Genomic DNA, 16,981 nt, shown 5'->3' on the forward strand with positions numbered 1-16,981 from the left:
TAGCCAATATGCGAGATGTATTTTTTGGCCCATCTACTGAATGAGTATTCATTCAACTAAGACATGAGCTTTTGCATACAGGAATATCTTTAAGAATGGTAGAAGTAAATAAAATGATCTAGTAGTCAGAAAATTATGGGATTATGTCAGCAACCGTGAGTAGCCTCGACAGAGGATTTCTAAAGGAGGATTTGGAGATGGAACGCAAAATTCGCAAAGCGGCGGTTCTCGGTTCCGGTGTCATGGGTGCGGGAATTGCAGCTCATCTGGCAAACGTCGGGATTCCTACCTATTTGCTTGACATCGTGCCACGGGAATTGACGGCGGACGAGAGCAAAAAGGGACTGACACTGGCTGATTCTGTCGTCAAAAACCGGATTGCACAAGCGGGCAAAGACAGGCTTTTGAAAGAAAAGCCGGCACCGCTTTACGATAAAAAGAGCATGGAACTGATCACGGTAGGCAACTTCGAGGATCATCTGCCACTCCTCGCAGAAGTCGACTGGATCATCGAAGTAGTCGTGGAAAATCTCGATGTGAAGAAAAGCGTCTTCGCCCAGGTAGAAGCCCATCGCAAGCCAGGGACGATCGTCACTTCGAATACATCCGGTGTGTCGATCAACGAGATGGCAGAAGGGCGCTCGGACGATTTTCGCAAGCATTTTCTCGGCACGCACTTTTTCAACCCGCCGCGCTATCTGAAGCTTTTGGAGCTGATCCCGGGGCATGATACCGATCCGGAAATCGTCTCGTTCATGAAGCAATTCGGGGAGCATGTGCTCGGAAAAGGCATGGTTGTCTGCAAGGACACGCCGAACTTCATCGCCAATCGCATCGGTACATACGGGCTGCAAGTCTCGATCCACGAGATGGTGCGCCTCGGCCTGGGAGTGGATGAAGTCGATGCGTTGACTGGTCCGGTCATCGGCAGGCCGAAAAGCGCCACGTTCCGCACGCTGGATGTCGTCGGTCTGGACACTTATGTGCACGTGGCGGGGAACGTCCGCAACAAGAGCACGGATGAAGCGGAACGGGCTGTTTTTGCGGTGCCGGAGTTTGTTTTGCAGATGGTGGAGAAGCGCTGGATCGGTCAAAAGGCCGGGCAAGGATTTTTCAAGCAGGTCAAGTCGGCGCAAGGAAAAGAAATTTTGGCGCTCGATATCAACACCTTGGAGTATCGCCCGAGCGTGAAGCCGAAGTACCCTTCCCTAGATGCTGCGAAGACGGCAAAAACGTTGCCGGAAAAACTGCGCGCGCTCGCATACGGCAAGGACAAGGGCAGCGAGTTTGTCTGGAGCGTCTTCAAGAAAGTTTTGCTGTATTCCGCTGAAAAAGCTTACGAAATCGCGGATGACATCGTCGCAGTCGATCAGGCGATGAAATGGGGCTTCGGCTGGGAGCTGGGTCCGTTCGAGACGTGGGATGCGATCGGCGTGGAAAAATCAGTCGCCAAAATGCGCGCGGAGAACGAACAGATTCCGGCGCTGGTCGAGGAGCTTTTGGCAAGTGGAAAAACGACGTTCTATCAGAAAGCGGAAGGACGGCGCGAAGCCTTTTCGATCGGCGGCAAGTATAAAGCGATAGAGGAAGACAAGAAAAATATCAATCTCGCTGCCCTCAAAGAACAAGGCAAGCTGATCAAGAAAAATGCAGGCGCGGCGTTGATCGATCTTGGCGACGGCGTTGCGTGTCTGGAATTTACCTCTCCCCATAACGCTCTCGGTCTGGATGTGCTGCAAATGGCGAACCAGGCTGCGGAAGAGGTGCAAAAAAACTTCGCGGGTCTGGTCATCGGCAACCAGGGCAAAAACTTCTGCGTCGGGATGAATCTCGCGATGGCCTTGATGGAGGCGCAGGATGAAAACTGGCTGGAGCTAGACATGCTCGTCAGCAACTTCCACAAAGCCGCTCGCGCGATTCGCTACATGCACCGTCCAGTCGTCGCAGCACCTTTCGGCATGACGCTCGGTGGCGGCGTCGAGGTGACCTATCTCGCTGACCGTGTACAAGTAGCGGCAGAAACGTACCTCGGACTCGTCGAGGTCGGTGTCGGGCTGTTGCCAGGCGGCGGGGGAACGAAGGAAATGCTGTTTAGGGCGATGGAAAACGTGCCGGAAGGAGGCAGCATGCCAGTTGATCCGTTCCCGTTCGTCGCAAGAGCTTTTGAAACGATTGCGATGGCAAAAGTGTCGACCAGCGGACAGGAGGCAATCAATCTCGGTTATTTGCGGCCGACCGACCGGATCAGTGTCAATGCGGACCACCTTTTGTACGATGCGAAACAGCTTGTGCTTGCGATGGACCAAGAAGGCTACACGCCGCCTGCGCCGCGCAAAATCCGCGTGATCGGGGAGACGGGCTACGCCAATTTGCGCCAAAACATTTACGCGATGAGAAAGAGCGGCTACATTTCCGAGCACGATGAGCTGATCGCAAGCAAAATCGCCTATGTCATGTCCGGCGGAAATGTGCCGGCGGGTACGGAAGTGACAGAAAGCTACATTTTGGAGCTGGAGAAGCAAGCGTTCCTTGCCCTGATCAAGACGCCGAAAACCCAGCAAAGAATGCAGCATATGCTGACGAAAAACAAGCCTTTGCGCAACTAGGGGAGGGTGAGGGATAACGATGAGAGAAGCAGTTATCGTCGCAGGAGCCCGCACAGCGGTCGGCCGAGCGAAAAAAGGAAGCCTCAGGGACGTGCATCCAGTCGATATGGGAGCGGCGGTCGTTTCCGATTTGTTGCGGCGCGTCCCGCAGCTGGACCCGGCGGACATCGAGGACGTCATTATGGGAACAGCCGTACCGGAGGCGGAGCAAGGCATGAATATGGCGCGACTGATCGGATTGCGCGCCGGGTTGCCGACGAATGTAGCGGGAATTACGATCAACCGTTTTTGCTCCTCGGGCTTGCAGACTATTGCCTATGCAGCGCAGCAAATTATGGTCGGCAGCTCTGACGTCCTGGTGGCAGGCGGGGTGGAGAGCATGAGTCTGGTGCCGATGCTCGGCCACAAGGTCGCGCTGAATCCGGCGCTGGTCGAAACGAAGCCGGAAGCGTACATGAGCATGGGGCACACGGCAGAGGAAGTAGCAAGACGATACAACGTGACGAGAGAAGAGCAGGATGCATTTGCCCTCCGCAGCCATCAACGAGCGACGGCAGCGATCACGTCAGGCAAGTTCCAGGACGAAATCGTTCCGCTGACTGTGAAAAATTACTCCGTCGATGACGCGGGCAAGGTGCATGTTCGTGAAGCTATTTTTGACAAGGATGAAGGTGCTCGTGCAGATACGTCCCTGGAAGCGCTCGCCAAGCTGAAGCCTGTCTTTCACGTCCAGGGCAGCGTAACGGCCGGAAATTCGTCGCAAACAAGCGATGGAGCGGCAGCAGTATTGGTGATGTCAGCCGAAAAGGCAGCCGAGCTGGGTGTCCAGCCGATTGCCAAATTCCGTTCCTTTACGGTAGGCGGGGTCGACCCGGATGTGATGGGAATCGGTCCGGTTGTCGCTATCCCTAAAGCTTTGAGGCTGGCAGGAATCGGCCTGGAAGATGTGGATTTGTTCGAGCTGAACGAAGCGTTCGCGTCCCAGTCGATCGCGGTGATTCGCGAGCTTGGACTCGACCCGGAAAAGGTCAATGTCAACGGCGGCGCTATCGCACTGGGCCATCCGCTCGGTTGCAGCGGAGCCAAGCTGACCGTGTCGCTTCTGAACGAAATGAAGCGCAGGGGCGGCAAATACGGAGTGGTTACGATGTGTATTGGCGGAGGAATGGGGGCCGCTGGCGTTTTTGAAATGGTCGGGGAGTAGGTACGTCTATTTTCATAAAAGGAGAGGGATAGTATGGCAGATACAAAAGAATTGATCCGCGGTGGGAGCTTTTTGATTGATGCTGGTTCGGCTGACGATGTATTCGTGCCGGAGGAGTACAGCGACGAGCAAAAAATGATCGCGAAAACGACGGAAGATTTTGTCGTCAATGAAGTTCGCCCGCATCTGGAGGAACTGGAAAAGCACAGCTTCGACATTTCCGTGCGGTTGCTGAAGGAAGCAGGGGAATTGGGACTTTTGGCTGGCGATGTGCCGGAGAAATACGATGGGCTTGGTCTGGATAAAGTCAGCACCGCGCTCGTCACCGAGAAATTTTCGCTCGCACGCGGCTTCGCGCTGAGCTACGGCGCCCATGTAGGAATCGGTTCCTTGCCGATTGTGTACTTCGGGAACGAGGATCAGAAGCAGCGCTACTTGCCCGATCTGGCGTATGGAAAACGGATCGCAGCGTACTGCCTGACCGAACCAGGCTCCGGCTCTGATGCGCTTGGCGCCAAGACGACAGCGACTCTTTCCGCAGACGGCACCCATTACATTCTCAACGGGGAAAAACAGTGGATCACCAACGCAGGCTTTGCAGACGTGTTCATTGTGTACGCAAAAATTGACGGCGAAAAGTTCACGGCTTTCATCGTGGAGCGGGACTTCCCGGGAGTATCGTTTGGCCCGGAAGAGAAGAAAATGGGCATCAAATGCTCCTCGACTCGTACGGTCATTTTGCAGGATGTGCCTGTTCCGGTAGCCAACCTGTTGGGCGAGCCGGGCAGAGGCCACGTCATCGCCTTCAACATTTTGAACGTAGGCCGGTACAAGCTGGCTGTTGGGGCGGTCGGCTCGGCGAAAAAAGCATTGGAGCTGGCGACGAACTACGCGAAGGAACGCAAGCAGTTTAAAACACCTATCGCCAACTTCACGCTGATCAAAAACAAGCTGGCGAACATGGCTACCAAAGCGTACGCCGCAGAAAGCTCCGTCTACCGGACGGTTGGCTTGTTCGACACCGCGCTTAGCCGCCTGGGCGAGAAAGCGGATGACGGCGCGGAAGTAGCGAAGGCGATTGCCGACTACGCGATCGAATGCTCGATCAACAAAGTGTTTGCTACGGAAGTGCTGGACTACTGCGTGGACGAGGGCGTGCAAATCCACGGTGGCTACGGCTTCATGTCGGAATACGAGATTGAGAACATGTACCGCGACTCGCGGATCAACCGGATTTTTGAAGGGACGAATGAAATCAACCGCTTGCTCATCCCGGATACGCTGGTGAAAAAGGCGATGAAAGGCGAACTGCCTCTCATGCAAGCAGCGACGAGCTTGCAAGCCGAGCTGATGAGCTACTACCCGGAGGAAATCGAGGATGCGCCGCTTGCTGTCGAGAAGCATCTGCTCGGCATGACTCGCAAAATCATTTTGATGGTCGCAGGCTCTGCGCTGATGAAATACCAGCAAGCGATCTCCAAAGAACAGGAGCTGCTCGCTTTTGCTGCCGACATGCTGATCGAGCTGTACGCGATGGACAGCATCGTGAAGCGTACGGAAAAAGCGGTTGCCGCAAACGGACTGGAAGCCGAGCAGCACAAGCTCGCGCTGACAGCAGTGTATGTGCATGAAGCGTTTGACCGCGTTGAGGCGTGGGCCAAAGAAGCGCTCGCTGCGATGGAAGAAGGCGATGAACTGCGCCTGCGTCTCTCCATTTTGAAAAAATTGACTCGCCGCACACCGATCAACACCGTTGGATTGAAGCGGGCGATTGCTGATCGCGTGATCGAAGCAGGCGGCTACGTCGTATAAGCTAAAACAGGCACGAAAAAAGAGCAGGGACATATCTCTGCTCTTTTTTGTGTGCGAAAAATGTCCCGCCGACTTTTCTGATACGGGAGATGTTTGCTTGCAGTCGACGGAGTGCCTCAGTTGGCTTGCTTCACTTTCGAGATGCCCCCGTTGTTTAGCTTCACCTGAACGTTGACGGCAGACAGCGATTCTTGCGAAAGCGGGAGCGCGTTGTTTTTCTGCAATCGTTTCCACTCTTGCGGGTATTTGCGATAGAGAGCGTGTCCCAGCTGCAAGGTGTCGATGTTATGTTTTCGGCCCTTTGCAAAAAGCGCCCGTACTTCCGCCTCGATTTTTTTCGCTGCTTCCTTTTCGATTTCATTGATCGGCCCGACTGTCACTACCTGCGTGATATAGCCAGTGGCGTGAATGTCGATGGCGAAGGTTACGGTGCCGTTTTGCAATCGTGGCTCGATTTTCACTTTGGGCTTTTCGAGGATGGTCATCGCCAGCAGTTGCCCTCCTTTGCTGATCCCTAGCAGTGTCCGGACGGTGTGTTCATCGAGCCAGCGCAGCCCCAGCAAGTCTGAGCGCGGCCAGCAGCCTCGGGACTCCAAGTTTTGCAGCAGGCATGCGCCGATCATCTTTAATTTGGGCAACGCTTTCTTGTCTTCGCTCCAGCTGTTTCGGTTGATCGAAAGAATCGGGACGTAGACAACGAGGTTCGGTTCATCTCTTCTCGCGATGAATTGAAACAGCTTCATCGGACGCAGCACAGAGTTTTGCTCATACAGATCGGATGGATTCGCCAGTTGCGAGTAAATCACAGGCAAATCGAACACCTGCTTTGCATTGAAAATGTCGATAATCGGGTCTTTGGTGGCAAACGTCCAGAGCGTGTAGCGAAACTCGTAAAAACGGTCCAGCTCGTCCAAAATCTCCTCCATATGTTTCTTTTCCAAGGCGCTTTCACTAAAGACGATGGAGCGGATATGGCTCCAGGTCATTTGCTTTTGGCTGGTGGGATAAATGTTGAACAGCGCGTTTACGAACGTTTTGCCAGTTCCTTTGGCCACAGCCGATCCACTGGTGGAGCGCGCGCCGCCAGCTTCTGTTTTGGCGATGCTGGAAAAGCTCAAGATTTGCGCGTACACGACAAACTCATCGTTAACGTAATCGATGCCGAGGGCGTTGACGTAAAGCAAATTTTCAATTTCCCGCGCGTTCCAGCAACCGCAGAGCAAAACAGGGAAAACGAGTGTGATTGCAATCGCTCGAAGGTGGGGCATCATCGTTGGCCCTCCCCTTTTTCCGAAGGGTCGTGCAGGAACTCGGGACTTCGTTCGGCTTTGCGCCATGGCGTGCGAAACACGGTTTTGTACAAATCGGGCCAGAAAGTCGGTGCGAGCGGAGACAAGTAATACAAGCCAAAGGAACGCATGTTGGCAAAGTACAAAAGTGTCGCCAGAGCCGAGATCATAAAACCGAACATCCCCAAAAGCGAGCAGACTACGCTGATGCCAAGCCGGAGCAAGGTGATCGTTCCGACAATGTGCTGGTTCGTCAGGGTGAACGTTGCCATGACAGAAAGCGCCACAATTACAAGGCTGCCTGTAGAGGTCAGTCCGGCTGAAATCGCAGCTTGTCCGACGATCAATCCGCCGACGACCGAAAGCGTTTGGCCGATCGCCATGGGCAGACGCAGGCCAGCCTCCTTGAACAGCTCAAACAGCAGCACCATGAGCAACACTTCGAGGGCAGCAGGCAACGGCACTCCTTGCCGAGATTTTACGATGGTGGCGATCAATGTGTAGGGCAGCTGTTCCTGATGATAAGTGATCAGGGCGACCCAAAAGCCGGGCAAAAACAGGGCGATCAGCACGCAGAAAATCCGCAGAAACCGGACAAAGGCGATCGAGAAGACAGAGGAGCTGGCATCTTCTGCGGCGTTCAGCAGCATGGAAAAGTTGACAGGGCCGATCAAGGCGGTCGGGGAACCGTCAACTAAAATGGCAAAACGTCCTTTTAACAAAGCGTTGGTCACGTAGTCAGGTCTTCCCGAGTATTGGTACTCCGGGAGCAGTGTCAGTGGGGTGTGGGACAAATTCTCTTCTACTTGCAACCCGCTGATGATGCCCTTGCTGCCCAACTTATCCAGGCGCGAGCATATCTCGCGTTCCAGCTCCGGCGCGATCTGGTCTTTCAGGTACAAGAGACCGACTCGTGTGTGGGTGTGGCTGCCCAGGATGTATGGGAGATACTTCAACTGGTGTGTCCGCATTCTTTTGCGAATCAAAGCCAGATTCGTACTGATCTCCTCCGTGAACCCATCCCGAGGTCCGCGGATGGACACATCGGTATTGGACTCTTCGGGATCGCGCTTGGGCGGATTGCCTGTCTCGACGTAAAAAGCGATTTGAAACTCCTCGAACACCATGAGCAGGTTTCCGCTAAAGACGTGCCTGCAAATCCAGCCAATATCGGTCGGGTACGTCAACTCGTTCATGAAAAACAGCTTTTTCTCGCGCAAATCATCTGCGCTCCTGATCTGCTCGTCGGAAAACAGCCGGGTCAACTGCGGCATCAAATATTCGCTGATCCGATCCAGGTCACAAATGCAGTCGGAGTATACGAAGGAGACATAGCAGGGCTCGGGGCCAGGGATCAATGTATGTTCCTCGATGCAAACGTCATTGCAGTCCGTAAACAGCTCATGAAAAGACCGCATGCTAAGGGAGGAAAGCTCTGCATGGTCCGCTGTGGCAGTAGAGTGTTCCAGTATCTGCTTCACCTTGGCAAACCTACGATTTTTCATGTGGCTTCCTCCTTGGGGCAAAGGCTGTCAGGAGCGCTAGCAAAAGGGAAAGCGATACAGCCAGGACGAGCATGGCAGGCAGAATCAGCTTGGACAGTAAACTGTAAAATTCAATCGTACTGATCGGATAGAGCGAAAGCACGGTCGCGAGGAAACAAAGTCCGAGCAGCCACCAGAAGCGCGAGCGTCCTTTTGGAATTAAAAAAACATCGACAATGAGGAGCAGGGATAGGGAGACGCGTGTGAACGCTCCGCTAAACCACTGGTAGATGCTCAAAAAGTCCAGATGCTCAATGTACAGGCCAATGTTGGCCAGCCGCCATTCCTCGTAAGCCGGATAGCGCAGCTTGGTCGCCTCCAGCGGCCCGAACTCCACGATGGCGCCAATGGTCGGTCCGATGGTCAAACCGATGAAGATGACAGCAAGCAAAAAAATTTGATAGTAAGGCATTGGAGCGCGCAAGTGATGTTTGATCAGCAAAAACAAGATCATCTCGGTAAAGCCTGCCCCTGCGTACACCATGCCTTTGGCTACAGGCGCCAGGCCATCTTCCATGATCGGGAGCAGCAGACTGTAGTCTTTGTTTTGGAAATTGGTCGCCATCACGAAAAATCCGAGCACTACGACAAAGGGCAATAAAACGGTCGAAGTCACGGCAATCGACCGGATGCCGAGCAAAGCATTTCCCAGGCAAAGCAGGGCGAACAGACCTGCATGGACAGAGAGCGGGGTTTGCGGGGCAAAAGATAAATTGATCCACGTGACCGTATCCGTCAAGGTGGTCGTGGCGATGACAAAGCAATAGAGCGAGATCAAGATGGCCAGAAAGTAAGCGACAGCCGGGCCATAGCGCTGCTTCATCCATTGCAGGAGCGGCTCGCTGCCTGTTTTGCGGTAAATGAAATAGAGCAGAGCCGTCCAGATAAGGTATAAGACGCCTGCAAACAGGACGGATATCCAGGAATCTCTTTTGGCCGAGTCCAACATCATGGGGATGACCAGAACGTGATTCATCAGTCCATTTGTCAGCATCAGCATCACTACGATTTGGGTAAAGGCTAGTCCATTTTTCATGAGTCTCCCGCCAAACTGTTCCAGTTCTCCTGTCAGTATTTGCAGGTCGTTTGGATTTATGCGATTTTCGCGTTCGCTTGTGAGAAGTTGAATGCATATTTTTGGAATCAGTCACGAACGCTAATACAACAAACTACGCAGAGGATGGGAACCAAAACAGATGGGGATGAGAGGATGGCTGAGACGAAGAAGGGCATCGGCAAAAGACAGATTCAGTCACTCTTCTGTCCCGGTGCCTGCGCGTGAGATCAGTGACAGTTTAAGCGATAACATCACAGAGTTGCGCACGATGTTTACCCTGACGCCCGATCTAGTAATCCGCACGTTCGAGAGCAAGTTTGTCGAGGGAAGCGTCGCGCTAGTCTATTTGACGGGTTTGGTAGACAAAAGCTCGGTGAACAACAATGTGCTTCGGCCGCTTCTTTCCCAGCAAAGCGAAGGGCCTGCCAGCATCTACGATCTTTTGTCCGTAGGAAAAGTGTTTAATATATACGATTTTCACGAGGTCGAAAGGCAGATTCTCGATGGCAGCAGCTTGCTGTTTATCGAGGGGCGCAAAGAAGCGCTCGCTGTCGAGACACATGGCTGGCCGCAGCGCGCCATCGAGGACCCTCAGCTTGAAGCGTCCTTGAAGGGAGCGCATCAAGGCTTCGTCGAGACAGGGATGCAAAACATCGCCTTGATCCGCCGCTATCTTCCCAATCGGGAGATGAAGATCAAGGAGTATTGGGTGGGGGACAGGGCGCCGACAAGGGTGTCGCTGCTGTTTTTGGCAGATGTGGTTCATCCCGAGGTGCTGCAAGAGTTTGAGGATCGAATCAAGCTGATTCGGATCGATTCGATTTTGAACACGGGAGAGCTGGAGGAGTTGGTGGAGGACAACCCGTACTCGCCTTTTCCGCAATTCATGATGACAGAACGGCCGGACTCGGTTGCTTCGCACATTTTGCAGGGAAAGGTTGCTGTTGTCGTCGATCGCTCTCCCAGCGTTTTGATCGGCCCTGCGACCTTTGCCTCGTTTTTTCAAAATGTGGACGACTACAGTACCCGCTGGCTGGTCGCCACTTTTATCCGGCTGTTGCGCTTTATGGCGTTTCTGGTGGCTACCTTTTTGCCAGCCGTCTACATCGCGGTGATCTCTTTTAACTACGAGGTCATTCCGCTCGACTTGATTTTGTCAGTGGGAGAGTCGCGGGAGAGAGTGCCGTTTCCTCCCTTGCTGGAAGCGATGATCATGGAACTGACGCTGGAAATGTTGCGGGAAGCCGGGGTGAGGCTGCCTGCGCCGATCGGACAGACGGTGGGCATCGTCGGCGGTATCGTTATCGGACAGGCGGTTGTACAGGCCGGGATCGTCAGCAACATCATGGTGATTGTAGTCGCTTTTACCGCGATCTCTTCCTTTATCATCCCGAACTACGACATGGCGTCAGCAGTGCGGCTGCTGCGGTTTTTGATGATGGGACTGGCTGCGATGTTCGGGATTATTGGCATTGTGATCGGGATGATGGGGCTGATCGGTCATTTGATCTCGCTGGAATCTTTGGGCGTGCCTTACGGAAGTCCGCTGGCACCCGTACGATTTTCAGACTGGAAGGACTTGTTTCTGCGCTTGCCGTTGTGGAGCATGAAAAATCGTCCGGCCAGCGCCCGCGTCGTCCAGTCCAAGCGTCAGGGGGATAACCGTCCTCGGGGGGATGGCGAATGAAAAAATACGCATTTAACGAGCTGACTGTCCTCCAGTACGTATTTTTTATTCATGGAACACAAGTGGGGATCGGAGTCTTGTCCATGCCGCGAGAGTTGGCCGAGGAAGCGGGAACGGACGGATGGATTTCCATTCTCATTGGCTGGGTATGCGCTACTGTGGCAAGCCTCCTCATTGTGAACATCATGAAGCGCTATCCGGGCAAAACGATCGTCGATTTGATTCCCGTCTTTTTTGGCAAATGGCTGGGAATGGTCGTTTCCGCGCTTGTCGCCTGTTATTGCGCCCTTGCCGCCATGACGGTAATCGCCAACGGGATCGGGATTGTGAACGTGTGGATTTTGTCCCAGACGCCAGGATACGTTTTGGCGATATTGACGGTGATCCCTACCTATATGGTTGTGCAGGGCGGGCTGCGGGTGCTGGGACGGTATGCCGAGTTGATTTTTTACTTGACGCTGTGGATGCCGATCGTTGTCTTTTCCATCTTGCCGTATTCCAATTGGCTTCACTTGCTGCCTGTGCTAAAAGACGGGTGGATGCCGGTTTTCTCCGCAACCAAATCGACGATTTTGTCCTTTCTCGGGTTTGAGCTGGCGTTTTTTCTGTACCCGTTTTTGCAGCGAAAACAGTATGCCTCGCTGGGAATTGTGGTGGCAAACACATTGTCCATGCTGATTTTTATGCATATTACTGTGTTCAGCTTTTCCTTTTTTAGTCCGGATGAAATCACGCAATATACGTGGCCGACACTCAATTTGTGGAAAGTAATCGAGTATCGCTTTCTGGAGCGAATCGACATCATTTTTCTTGCGTTCTACTTGTTCTTTTTGTCGACGACCACGCTGCCGTACATGTATTTTACGGTGTTCACGACGAGCCAAATGGTCGGGTCAGCCGATCATCGCAAGCACTTGTTCATTCTGATGATCCTGATCGTTGTGGGAGCCTGGCTGTATACGCCCACGTTCATCGATCTGAAAAAGTGGAGCGAGGTGTGGAGCATGACTGGAATGGTTGGCGGATACATCATCCCCGTGATCTGGTGGCTGGCGATCCAGTTGTTTCGGCGCGGAAAAGGGGGGCAAAAGGGATGAGCAAAGCCGGAAAGCTGCTGTTGATCTCGGCGCTGTTTTTCTTTTTGTCGGGCTGCATGGATCGAATCGATTTGGAAGATGCGACGATTACGCTGATGGCCGGAGTTGACGTGAATGAGAAGGATGAGCTGCTGTTTTATTTGTCCAGTCCGGTTTTCAGCCGAGAAGCGAAGAAAAAAAGCGAAGAATTTGGCGTAAAAGCGGAGTCTTTCCGACAGGCGCGGGCACGATTGGACGAGATGGTGACGGGGCTTACTCTTTCAGGGAAAATCCAGGCGATCGTGCTGGGAAAGCGACTTTTGGAGCACCCTGACTGGTTCAAGATTCTCGACGTCATTTTCCGCGATGCGCGCTTTACGGTCAACGCCCGGATGGTCTATTTTGACGGCGAGGTAGGTGACTTGTTTCACTTTCAACCGCCAGACAAGCCGAGGCTGTCCCTGCATCTGACCAAGCTGATCGATACCGCTAATCAGCGGAATTTGACCGTGCGGACGAGGGCGCAAGATTTTCATCGGCAAATGTTTGAAAAAGGGATTAATCCAACCATCACGGCTGTGGGCAAAGAAAAAGCGATCAAGATTTTGGGAACAGCGGTGCTGAGCAAGGAGGGCACGTATGTCGAGCTGCTGCAAAGTCAGGAAACGATGCTGCTCCAGTTGTTTCTGCACGGAAAAGAGGGCGAAGTGACCTTTACGGTGCCGATCCCTGCGCCCAATGACAGCAAAAAGATGATCAAGCACAGAGTCAGCCTCATCGCAAAGCAAGCATCCAAAAAAGTGAAGACGACCTTTCGGGACGGCAAGTTTCATTTCGAAGTAAAGATGAAGTTCGGCGGCGGTATTTCGGAGAGATTGTTCCCTTTTGACATGGAAAAGGATTATAAGGACATGGAGCAGATGGTTAATGCGGAGCTGCGCAAAGAATTTGAGAAACTGGTCGTGAAGTGCCAGCAAAATGAAGTCGATCCATTCGGATTCGGGTTGTACGCGCGAGCGCATGCGTATCAGGAGTGGAAAAAGGTGCAAGATAATTGGCCCAAAGCTTTTGCCCAGGCGGAAGTGAAGTTCGTGCCGGAGCTGTCGATCAAGGGCAACGGCGTCATTCGCTAAAATACGTTAAAAGAAACAAGAACACCCTGGTGCAGCATTCGCTCCAGGGTGTTTCGCATTCCGCACTTTGTATTAGTAGATAGCTTCCCAGCCAGCAGGTGTGACAAACAGGCGGATCGCTTTGATTTTGCGGTCATCCATCAGCGTGAAGTAGTGGCGGAAGTTCGGCGGTACCGAAATCAGATCGCCAGGGGAAAGCTCAACGTCGAAGTAACGTCCGTCTTTTCCTTTGATCGCGAAAATGCCGTGCCCGTCTACGCAGAAGCGGCACTCATCATCTGTGTGGTGATGCTCGCCTTTGAATTTTACCAACAGCTCGTCGAGGTTCGGCGTTTTGTCGGAGAGGACGATAATATCGGCAGTCAAGTAGCCGCGGCGTTGGCTGATCGCATCGATTTCCGGCTTGAAGGTGTCGAGAATTTCTTGCTTTTCTTCGTCTGTCGGGCTGTAGTTGTCGCGGTGCTTCGGATCGAGGCGAGCTACATCCCATTTTTCATAAATGATTTCTTGGGTGTCCAGGAAGGAAATGACTTCCTCCGGAGCGGAAATGTACTCGTTGTTGTCGTGGAAACGAATTTGTGCCATGATGCTTGCCTCCCTTGATTAGTTGGATGTAGTGGACACGACAGCTTGGCGCAGTTGCAGCCAGCGGGCGTGGTACTCAAACAGAAATTCAAATGCTTCCAGGTGGCGCTTCGCTTCAAAGTCGTTGCCGCCCCAGGCGTAAATGCCGTGGTTACGGATCAGAACACCCGGAATTTCCGGGGTGATGACTTTTTCGATCGCGGCTGCGAGGGTCGGAATATCGGCAAAGTTCTCAACAATCGGAACAGTGATCCGCGCATTTTCCTCCCAAATCCCAAGGCCCTTGATCAGCTCCTGGCCTTGAATGGTGAAAGCCCGTTGGCCGAAGTACAGCTCGGAGATGAGATTGTTCCAGACCGTATGGACGTGGAAGCAGGCACCTGCTTTGGCAAACTTTTGATAGACGACTGCGTGGATCAACGTTTCGGCGGACGGCTTGAGCGAGGTTGCCTCCACGGGACGGGAGTCTTGATCGACCACCAGATAGTCTTCCGGCGACAGCTTCGTCTTGTCCTTGCCGCTTGCCGTCACGGCAAATTGCAGCGGCTCGTCTTGAATCTTGATGGAGAGATTGCCGCTTGTGCCGGGAAACCAGTCCCGGCGGGCAAATGTCAGCTTGGCGTCATCGAGACGACGAAACGCGTCCAGACGCTGTTCGAGTGTTGCGGTCATGTGTCAGACAACCTCCTGTTTCAGTTGCGTAAGTGTGGCGATCACGTCGTGGAAGGTGGCGAAAGTGCTGTGTGACAGCTGCAGTTCCTCGGCTTTTTGCGCGAGGAAGGAGCGGGCGATCACGAAGTCGGCAATTTTGGCGCCAGCCAGGTCAGTGATGGAATCACCAATGACGACACGATAGTGAGTGGCGGGATCGTAGCGGCGAATAATGGTTGTCTTGCACATGCCACAGCCGTTTGTGCAATGCTCGTCGCAGGAATGCGGCCACGTAATCGTGATGTTCTCTCCGGAGAAGTCGCTGCCGTTGCAGTAAATCGGGACATGATCCAAATCAAACGGAGCGAGGATCGGCTTTACGAAAAAGTCGATGCCGCCGCTCGTGATCAGCAGTTCGATGCCTTCCTCGCGGCAAAAGCGGACAAAATCGGCAAAGCCGGGGCGAATGGTCGCTTCGTTCACGATGTAGTCCACAATGTTCTGGCGCAGGGAGGAGGGCAAGAGCTGAAACAGCTTGCCGACGCCTTCCTGTACGCTGATTTTTTGCGACAAAATTTGTTCGGTAAGAGCTTCCCACTCAGGGGGAGCGAATTTTTTTACAATCGCGACGATGTTGTCTTTTTCCGTAATGGTTCCGTCAAAATCGCAGAACAGCACGAGCTTTTTGCTCATCGTGCGCCACCCCATTTCTCCAGGGCTGCCGCCAGTTCAGGCGATTGGTTCGCCGCTTCTCCCAGGGTGTGTCCAGCCGTGACTGCTGCGATTGCATCGACGAACGCTTTGGCCCCTGCGGTAGCGCCGCCCGGATGTCCGTGAATGCCGCCGCCAGCATTGACGATTTGGTCCAGACCGAAATCCGCATAAAGCTGCGGGACGAGTCCCGGATGGATGCCGGCTGATGGAACCGGGAACGAGCGGCGCACGCCTTCCAACGGAGTGGTCAAGTTGGTCGCCAGTTGCAGCGCTTCTGTTTTGTCCAGGGCGACGTTGCCATATGGCGACGGGAACAGCACCAGGTCTGCTCCGGCAATTCGCATCAGGGTGCCGAGCAAAAGCGGAGTGGCGATCCCGTAATCAGGCGACGGATAGTAAGCGCCAGCGAGAGCGGGGTGGGCCATGATCGGGATGTTGACGTCCGGATCGGCTGCCAGGCGGTGCAAGGCATCGAAGCCAAAAGCGAGGACGTTGAACAGCAGGCAATCTGCGCCAGCTTCCACGGCACGCTTTGCTTTTTCGTTCAGCTCGTTGATCGGGCCAGTCAGGTTGGCCGCGTAGAGGACAGGCTTGCCAGTTTGCGCTTCTGTCTCCTGCGCGATCTCCTTGAAGGCGCGGATACGCTCCAAAAACGGCGCGCGATCGTCTGCGAAGAAGATTTCGTCATCTTTGACCAGATCGACGCCACCGAGCGCCTGTGCCCGGAATTGCGTCTTCAAATCTTCGAAGGGAAGACCGAGGCAAGATTTGAAAATGCTCATCAACAGCGGGCGGTTTTGTGCATCCAAACGTCCGCGCAGTCCGTCAATGCCGAACTTTGGTCCGGGAAAAGCTTGTAGAAACGACTCAGGGAAAGTGATGTCCACCAGCTTGATTTTTCCGTCCATGGACAGTTTCCCGAAGATTCCGGTCAAAAGCGAAGGAATGTCGTGCGTAAAATTGCGCGTCGGGTAGCTGACGGTGATCAGTCCGCGCGTCTCGCCGTTTTCCAATGTCTCAAGCGGCGTAGCGCTCACGGCTTCCCCGAGATAAGGAGCCAGCTCAGCTTGCTTCGCTGCGGGCAAATCCGTCCAGGAGCCGACCGTCATGCCAACGGCGATGGCGGCTGCTTTTTTGTGTAAGTCTTTGGCTTGCGTCAAATAAGTGACGAGGATGCGTTGATCACTCATGCTAGTCCTCCTTGGGCAGCTTGAAAAGTTTCGTGAAGCTTTCGGGCATGTAAAAAAGCCTCCCCAGAGCGGGGAGGCGGTTGTCGACTATAAAAACGTCTCGTCTCCTCTCATCTCTCGGGTCAGTAGTCGGGACAGAAGACGCAGCAATGCCGCTTCTCGTACCGACTCTTATCCGTTGGAATTAGCACCGTTTCGCTATTCAAGAAAAAAATAGCGCCGGTTGCCGGGCATCATAGGGCCAGTCCCTCAGCCAGCTCGCGATAAGAGTTATGTGGTTCACAGGCCAGTCAGCCGTGTGTGCTACACCCATGATATGACTTCTGTTGTCCGTAGTCAATCTTTGTTTTTTGCCGGAATGTGCTCTCTGCAGAGAGGGAAAAAGCGGCCGGAAGTGAAACTTTTTTCGCTAGAGGGCGTGGTACGTAAAGAA

13 protein-coding genes and 1 riboswitch are annotated in these 16,981 nt (G+C 53.6%); of the genes, 6 read left to right on the forward strand and 7 right to left on the reverse strand.

The window, feature by feature from the left end:
- Window positions 1–197 precede the first annotated feature (197 nt).
- Genes EDM60_RS13285 through EDM60_RS13295 form a run of 3 tightly spaced genes read left to right on the forward strand, consistent with a single transcriptional unit; the run spans window position 198 to window position 5,622 of the window.
- A complete protein-coding gene (locus EDM60_RS13285) occupies window positions 198–2,606 on the forward strand; it encodes a 3-hydroxyacyl-CoA dehydrogenase/enoyl-CoA hydratase family protein (protein ID WP_122964412.1) in 2,409 nt (802 codons plus the stop codon).
- Window positions 2,607–2,625: 19 nt separating this feature from the next.
- Window positions 2,626–3,810 (forward strand): acetyl-CoA C-acetyltransferase, encoded by a 1,185-nt coding sequence (locus EDM60_RS13290; protein ID WP_122964413.1) that lies wholly within the window; start codon window positions 2,626–2,628, stop codon window positions 3,808–3,810.
- 33 nt (window positions 3,811–3,843) lie between these two features.
- Window positions 3,844–5,622 (forward strand): acyl-CoA dehydrogenase family protein, encoded by a 1,779-nt coding sequence (locus tag EDM60_RS13295; RefSeq protein WP_122964414.1) that lies wholly within the window; start codon window positions 3,844–3,846, stop codon window positions 5,620–5,622.
- A gap of 116 nt (window positions 5,623–5,738) precedes the next feature.
- Here the strand turns inward: EDM60_RS13295 and EDM60_RS13300 are convergent, their stop codons facing one another.
- From EDM60_RS13300 to EDM60_RS13310, 3 genes are read right to left on the reverse strand one after another with little or no spacing between them, the layout of a single operon-like run.
- Complete coding sequence (locus tag EDM60_RS13300) at window positions 5,739–6,893, reverse strand: Ger(x)C family spore germination protein (protein ID WP_229049748.1); 1,155 nt, start codon at window positions 6,891–6,893, stop codon at window positions 5,739–5,741.
- Window positions 6,890–8,416: a spore germination protein gene (locus EDM60_RS13305; protein ID WP_122964415.1), complete on the reverse strand. Its 1,527-nt coding sequence runs from the start codon at window positions 8,414–8,416 to the stop codon at window positions 6,890–6,892. Before EDM60_RS13305 ends, EDM60_RS13300 begins: the two co-directional genes overlap by 4 nt.
- Entirely contained in the window at window positions 8,403–9,491 is a 1,089-nt protein-coding gene (locus EDM60_RS13310) for an endospore germination permease (protein WP_122964416.1), read from the reverse strand. Before EDM60_RS13310 ends, EDM60_RS13305 begins: the two co-directional genes overlap by 14 nt.
- A 160-nt stretch (window positions 9,492–9,651) precedes the next feature.
- On the opposite strand from EDM60_RS13310, the gene EDM60_RS13315 reads away from it, so the two are divergent.
- The 3 genes from EDM60_RS13315 to EDM60_RS13325 are packed head-to-tail and all read left to right on the forward strand — an operon-like array spanning window position 9,652 to window position 13,408.
- Window positions 9,652–11,199, forward strand: coding sequence for a spore germination protein (locus EDM60_RS13315; RefSeq protein WP_122964417.1), 1,548 nt, complete (start codon window positions 9,652–9,654; stop codon window positions 11,197–11,199).
- Window positions 11,196–12,296 (forward strand): GerAB/ArcD/ProY family transporter, encoded by a 1,101-nt coding sequence (locus EDM60_RS13320; protein WP_122964418.1) that lies wholly within the window; start codon window positions 11,196–11,198, stop codon window positions 12,294–12,296. Before EDM60_RS13315 ends, EDM60_RS13320 begins: the two co-directional genes overlap by 4 nt.
- Window positions 12,293–13,408 carry a Ger(x)C family spore germination protein gene (locus EDM60_RS13325; protein WP_122964419.1) on the forward strand — a complete coding sequence of 372 codons (1,116 nt, stop codon included), beginning with the start codon at window positions 12,293–12,295 and terminating at the stop codon, window positions 13,406–13,408. Before EDM60_RS13320 ends, EDM60_RS13325 begins: the two co-directional genes overlap by 4 nt.
- Before the next feature lie 72 nt (window positions 13,409–13,480).
- Here the strand turns inward: EDM60_RS13325 and EDM60_RS13330 are convergent, their stop codons facing one another.
- The 4 genes from EDM60_RS13330 to EDM60_RS13345 are packed head-to-tail and all read right to left on the reverse strand — an operon-like array spanning window position 13,481 to window position 16,548.
- Window positions 13,481–13,993 carry a 1,2-dihydroxy-3-keto-5-methylthiopentene dioxygenase gene (locus EDM60_RS13330; protein WP_063227299.1) on the reverse strand — a complete coding sequence of 171 codons (513 nt, stop codon included), beginning with the start codon at window positions 13,991–13,993 and terminating at the stop codon, window positions 13,481–13,483.
- Between the two features lie 18 nt (window positions 13,994–14,011).
- Window positions 14,012–14,665: a methylthioribulose 1-phosphate dehydratase gene (locus tag EDM60_RS13335; protein WP_122964420.1), complete on the reverse strand. Its 654-nt coding sequence runs from the start codon at window positions 14,663–14,665 to the stop codon at window positions 14,012–14,014.
- 3 nt (window positions 14,666–14,668) lie between these two features.
- Window positions 14,669–15,337, reverse strand: a complete 669-nt coding sequence (locus EDM60_RS13340) for a 2-hydroxy-3-keto-5-methylthiopentenyl-1-phosphate phosphatase (protein ID WP_122964421.1) — start codon at window positions 15,335–15,337, stop codon at window positions 14,669–14,671.
- A complete protein-coding gene (locus tag EDM60_RS13345; protein ID WP_122964422.1) occupies window positions 15,334–16,548 on the reverse strand; it encodes a 2,3-diketo-5-methylthiopentyl-1-phosphate enolase in 1,215 nt (404 codons plus the stop codon). The genes EDM60_RS13340 and EDM60_RS13345 overlap by 4 nt, the downstream gene beginning before the upstream one ends.
- Window positions 16,549–16,716: 168 nt before the next feature.
- A riboswitch (SAM riboswitch) is annotated at window positions 16,717–16,818 on the reverse strand.
- Window positions 16,819–16,981: the final 163 nt, after the last annotated feature.

The organism is Brevibacillus parabrevis (assembly GCF_003710905.1).
GTDB classification, from domain to species: Bacteria; Bacillota; Bacilli; order Brevibacillales; family Brevibacillaceae; genus Brevibacillus; species Brevibacillus parabrevis.

Excerpts from the sequence above, each read along its gene's own strand:
- EDM60_RS13335 (WP_122964420.1), bottom strand. The coding sequence starts at position 14,665 with ATGACCGCAACACTCGAACAGCGTCTGGACGCGTTTCGTCGTCTCGAT.
- EDM60_RS13285 (WP_122964412.1), top strand. The coding sequence starts at position 198 with ATGGAACGCAAAATTCGCAAAGCGGCGGTTCTCGGTTCCGGTGTCATG.
- EDM60_RS13290 (WP_122964413.1), top strand. The coding sequence starts at position 2,626 with ATGAGAGAAGCAGTTATCGTCGCAGGAGCCCGCACAGCGGTCGGCCGA.
- EDM60_RS13300 (WP_229049748.1), bottom strand. The coding sequence starts at position 6,893 with ATGATGCCCCACCTTCGAGCGATTGCAATCACACTCGTTTTCCCTGTT.
- EDM60_RS13310 (WP_122964416.1), bottom strand. The coding sequence starts at position 9,491 with ATGAAAAATGGACTAGCCTTTACCCAAATCGTAGTGATGCTGATGCTG.
- EDM60_RS13295 (WP_122964414.1), top strand. The coding sequence starts at position 3,844 with ATGGCAGATACAAAAGAATTGATCCGCGGTGGGAGCTTTTTGATTGAT.
- EDM60_RS13305 (WP_122964415.1), bottom strand. The coding sequence starts at position 8,416 with ATGAAAAATCGTAGGTTTGCCAAGGTGAAGCAGATACTGGAACACTCT.
- EDM60_RS13320 (WP_122964418.1), top strand. The coding sequence starts at position 11,196 with ATGAAAAAATACGCATTTAACGAGCTGACTGTCCTCCAGTACGTATTT.
- EDM60_RS13345 (WP_122964422.1), bottom strand. The coding sequence starts at position 16,548 with ATGAGTGATCAACGCATCCTCGTCACTTATTTGACGCAAGCCAAAGAC.
- EDM60_RS13325 (WP_122964419.1), top strand. The coding sequence starts at position 12,293 with ATGAGCAAAGCCGGAAAGCTGCTGTTGATCTCGGCGCTGTTTTTCTTT.
- EDM60_RS13330 (WP_063227299.1), bottom strand. The coding sequence starts at position 13,993 with ATGGCACAAATTCGTTTCCACGACAACAACGAGTACATTTCCGCTCCG.
- EDM60_RS13340 (WP_122964421.1), bottom strand. The coding sequence starts at position 15,337 with ATGAGCAAAAAGCTCGTGCTGTTCTGCGATTTTGACGGAACCATTACG.
- EDM60_RS13315 (WP_122964417.1), top strand. The coding sequence starts at position 9,652 with ATGGGGATGAGAGGATGGCTGAGACGAAGAAGGGCATCGGCAAAAGAC.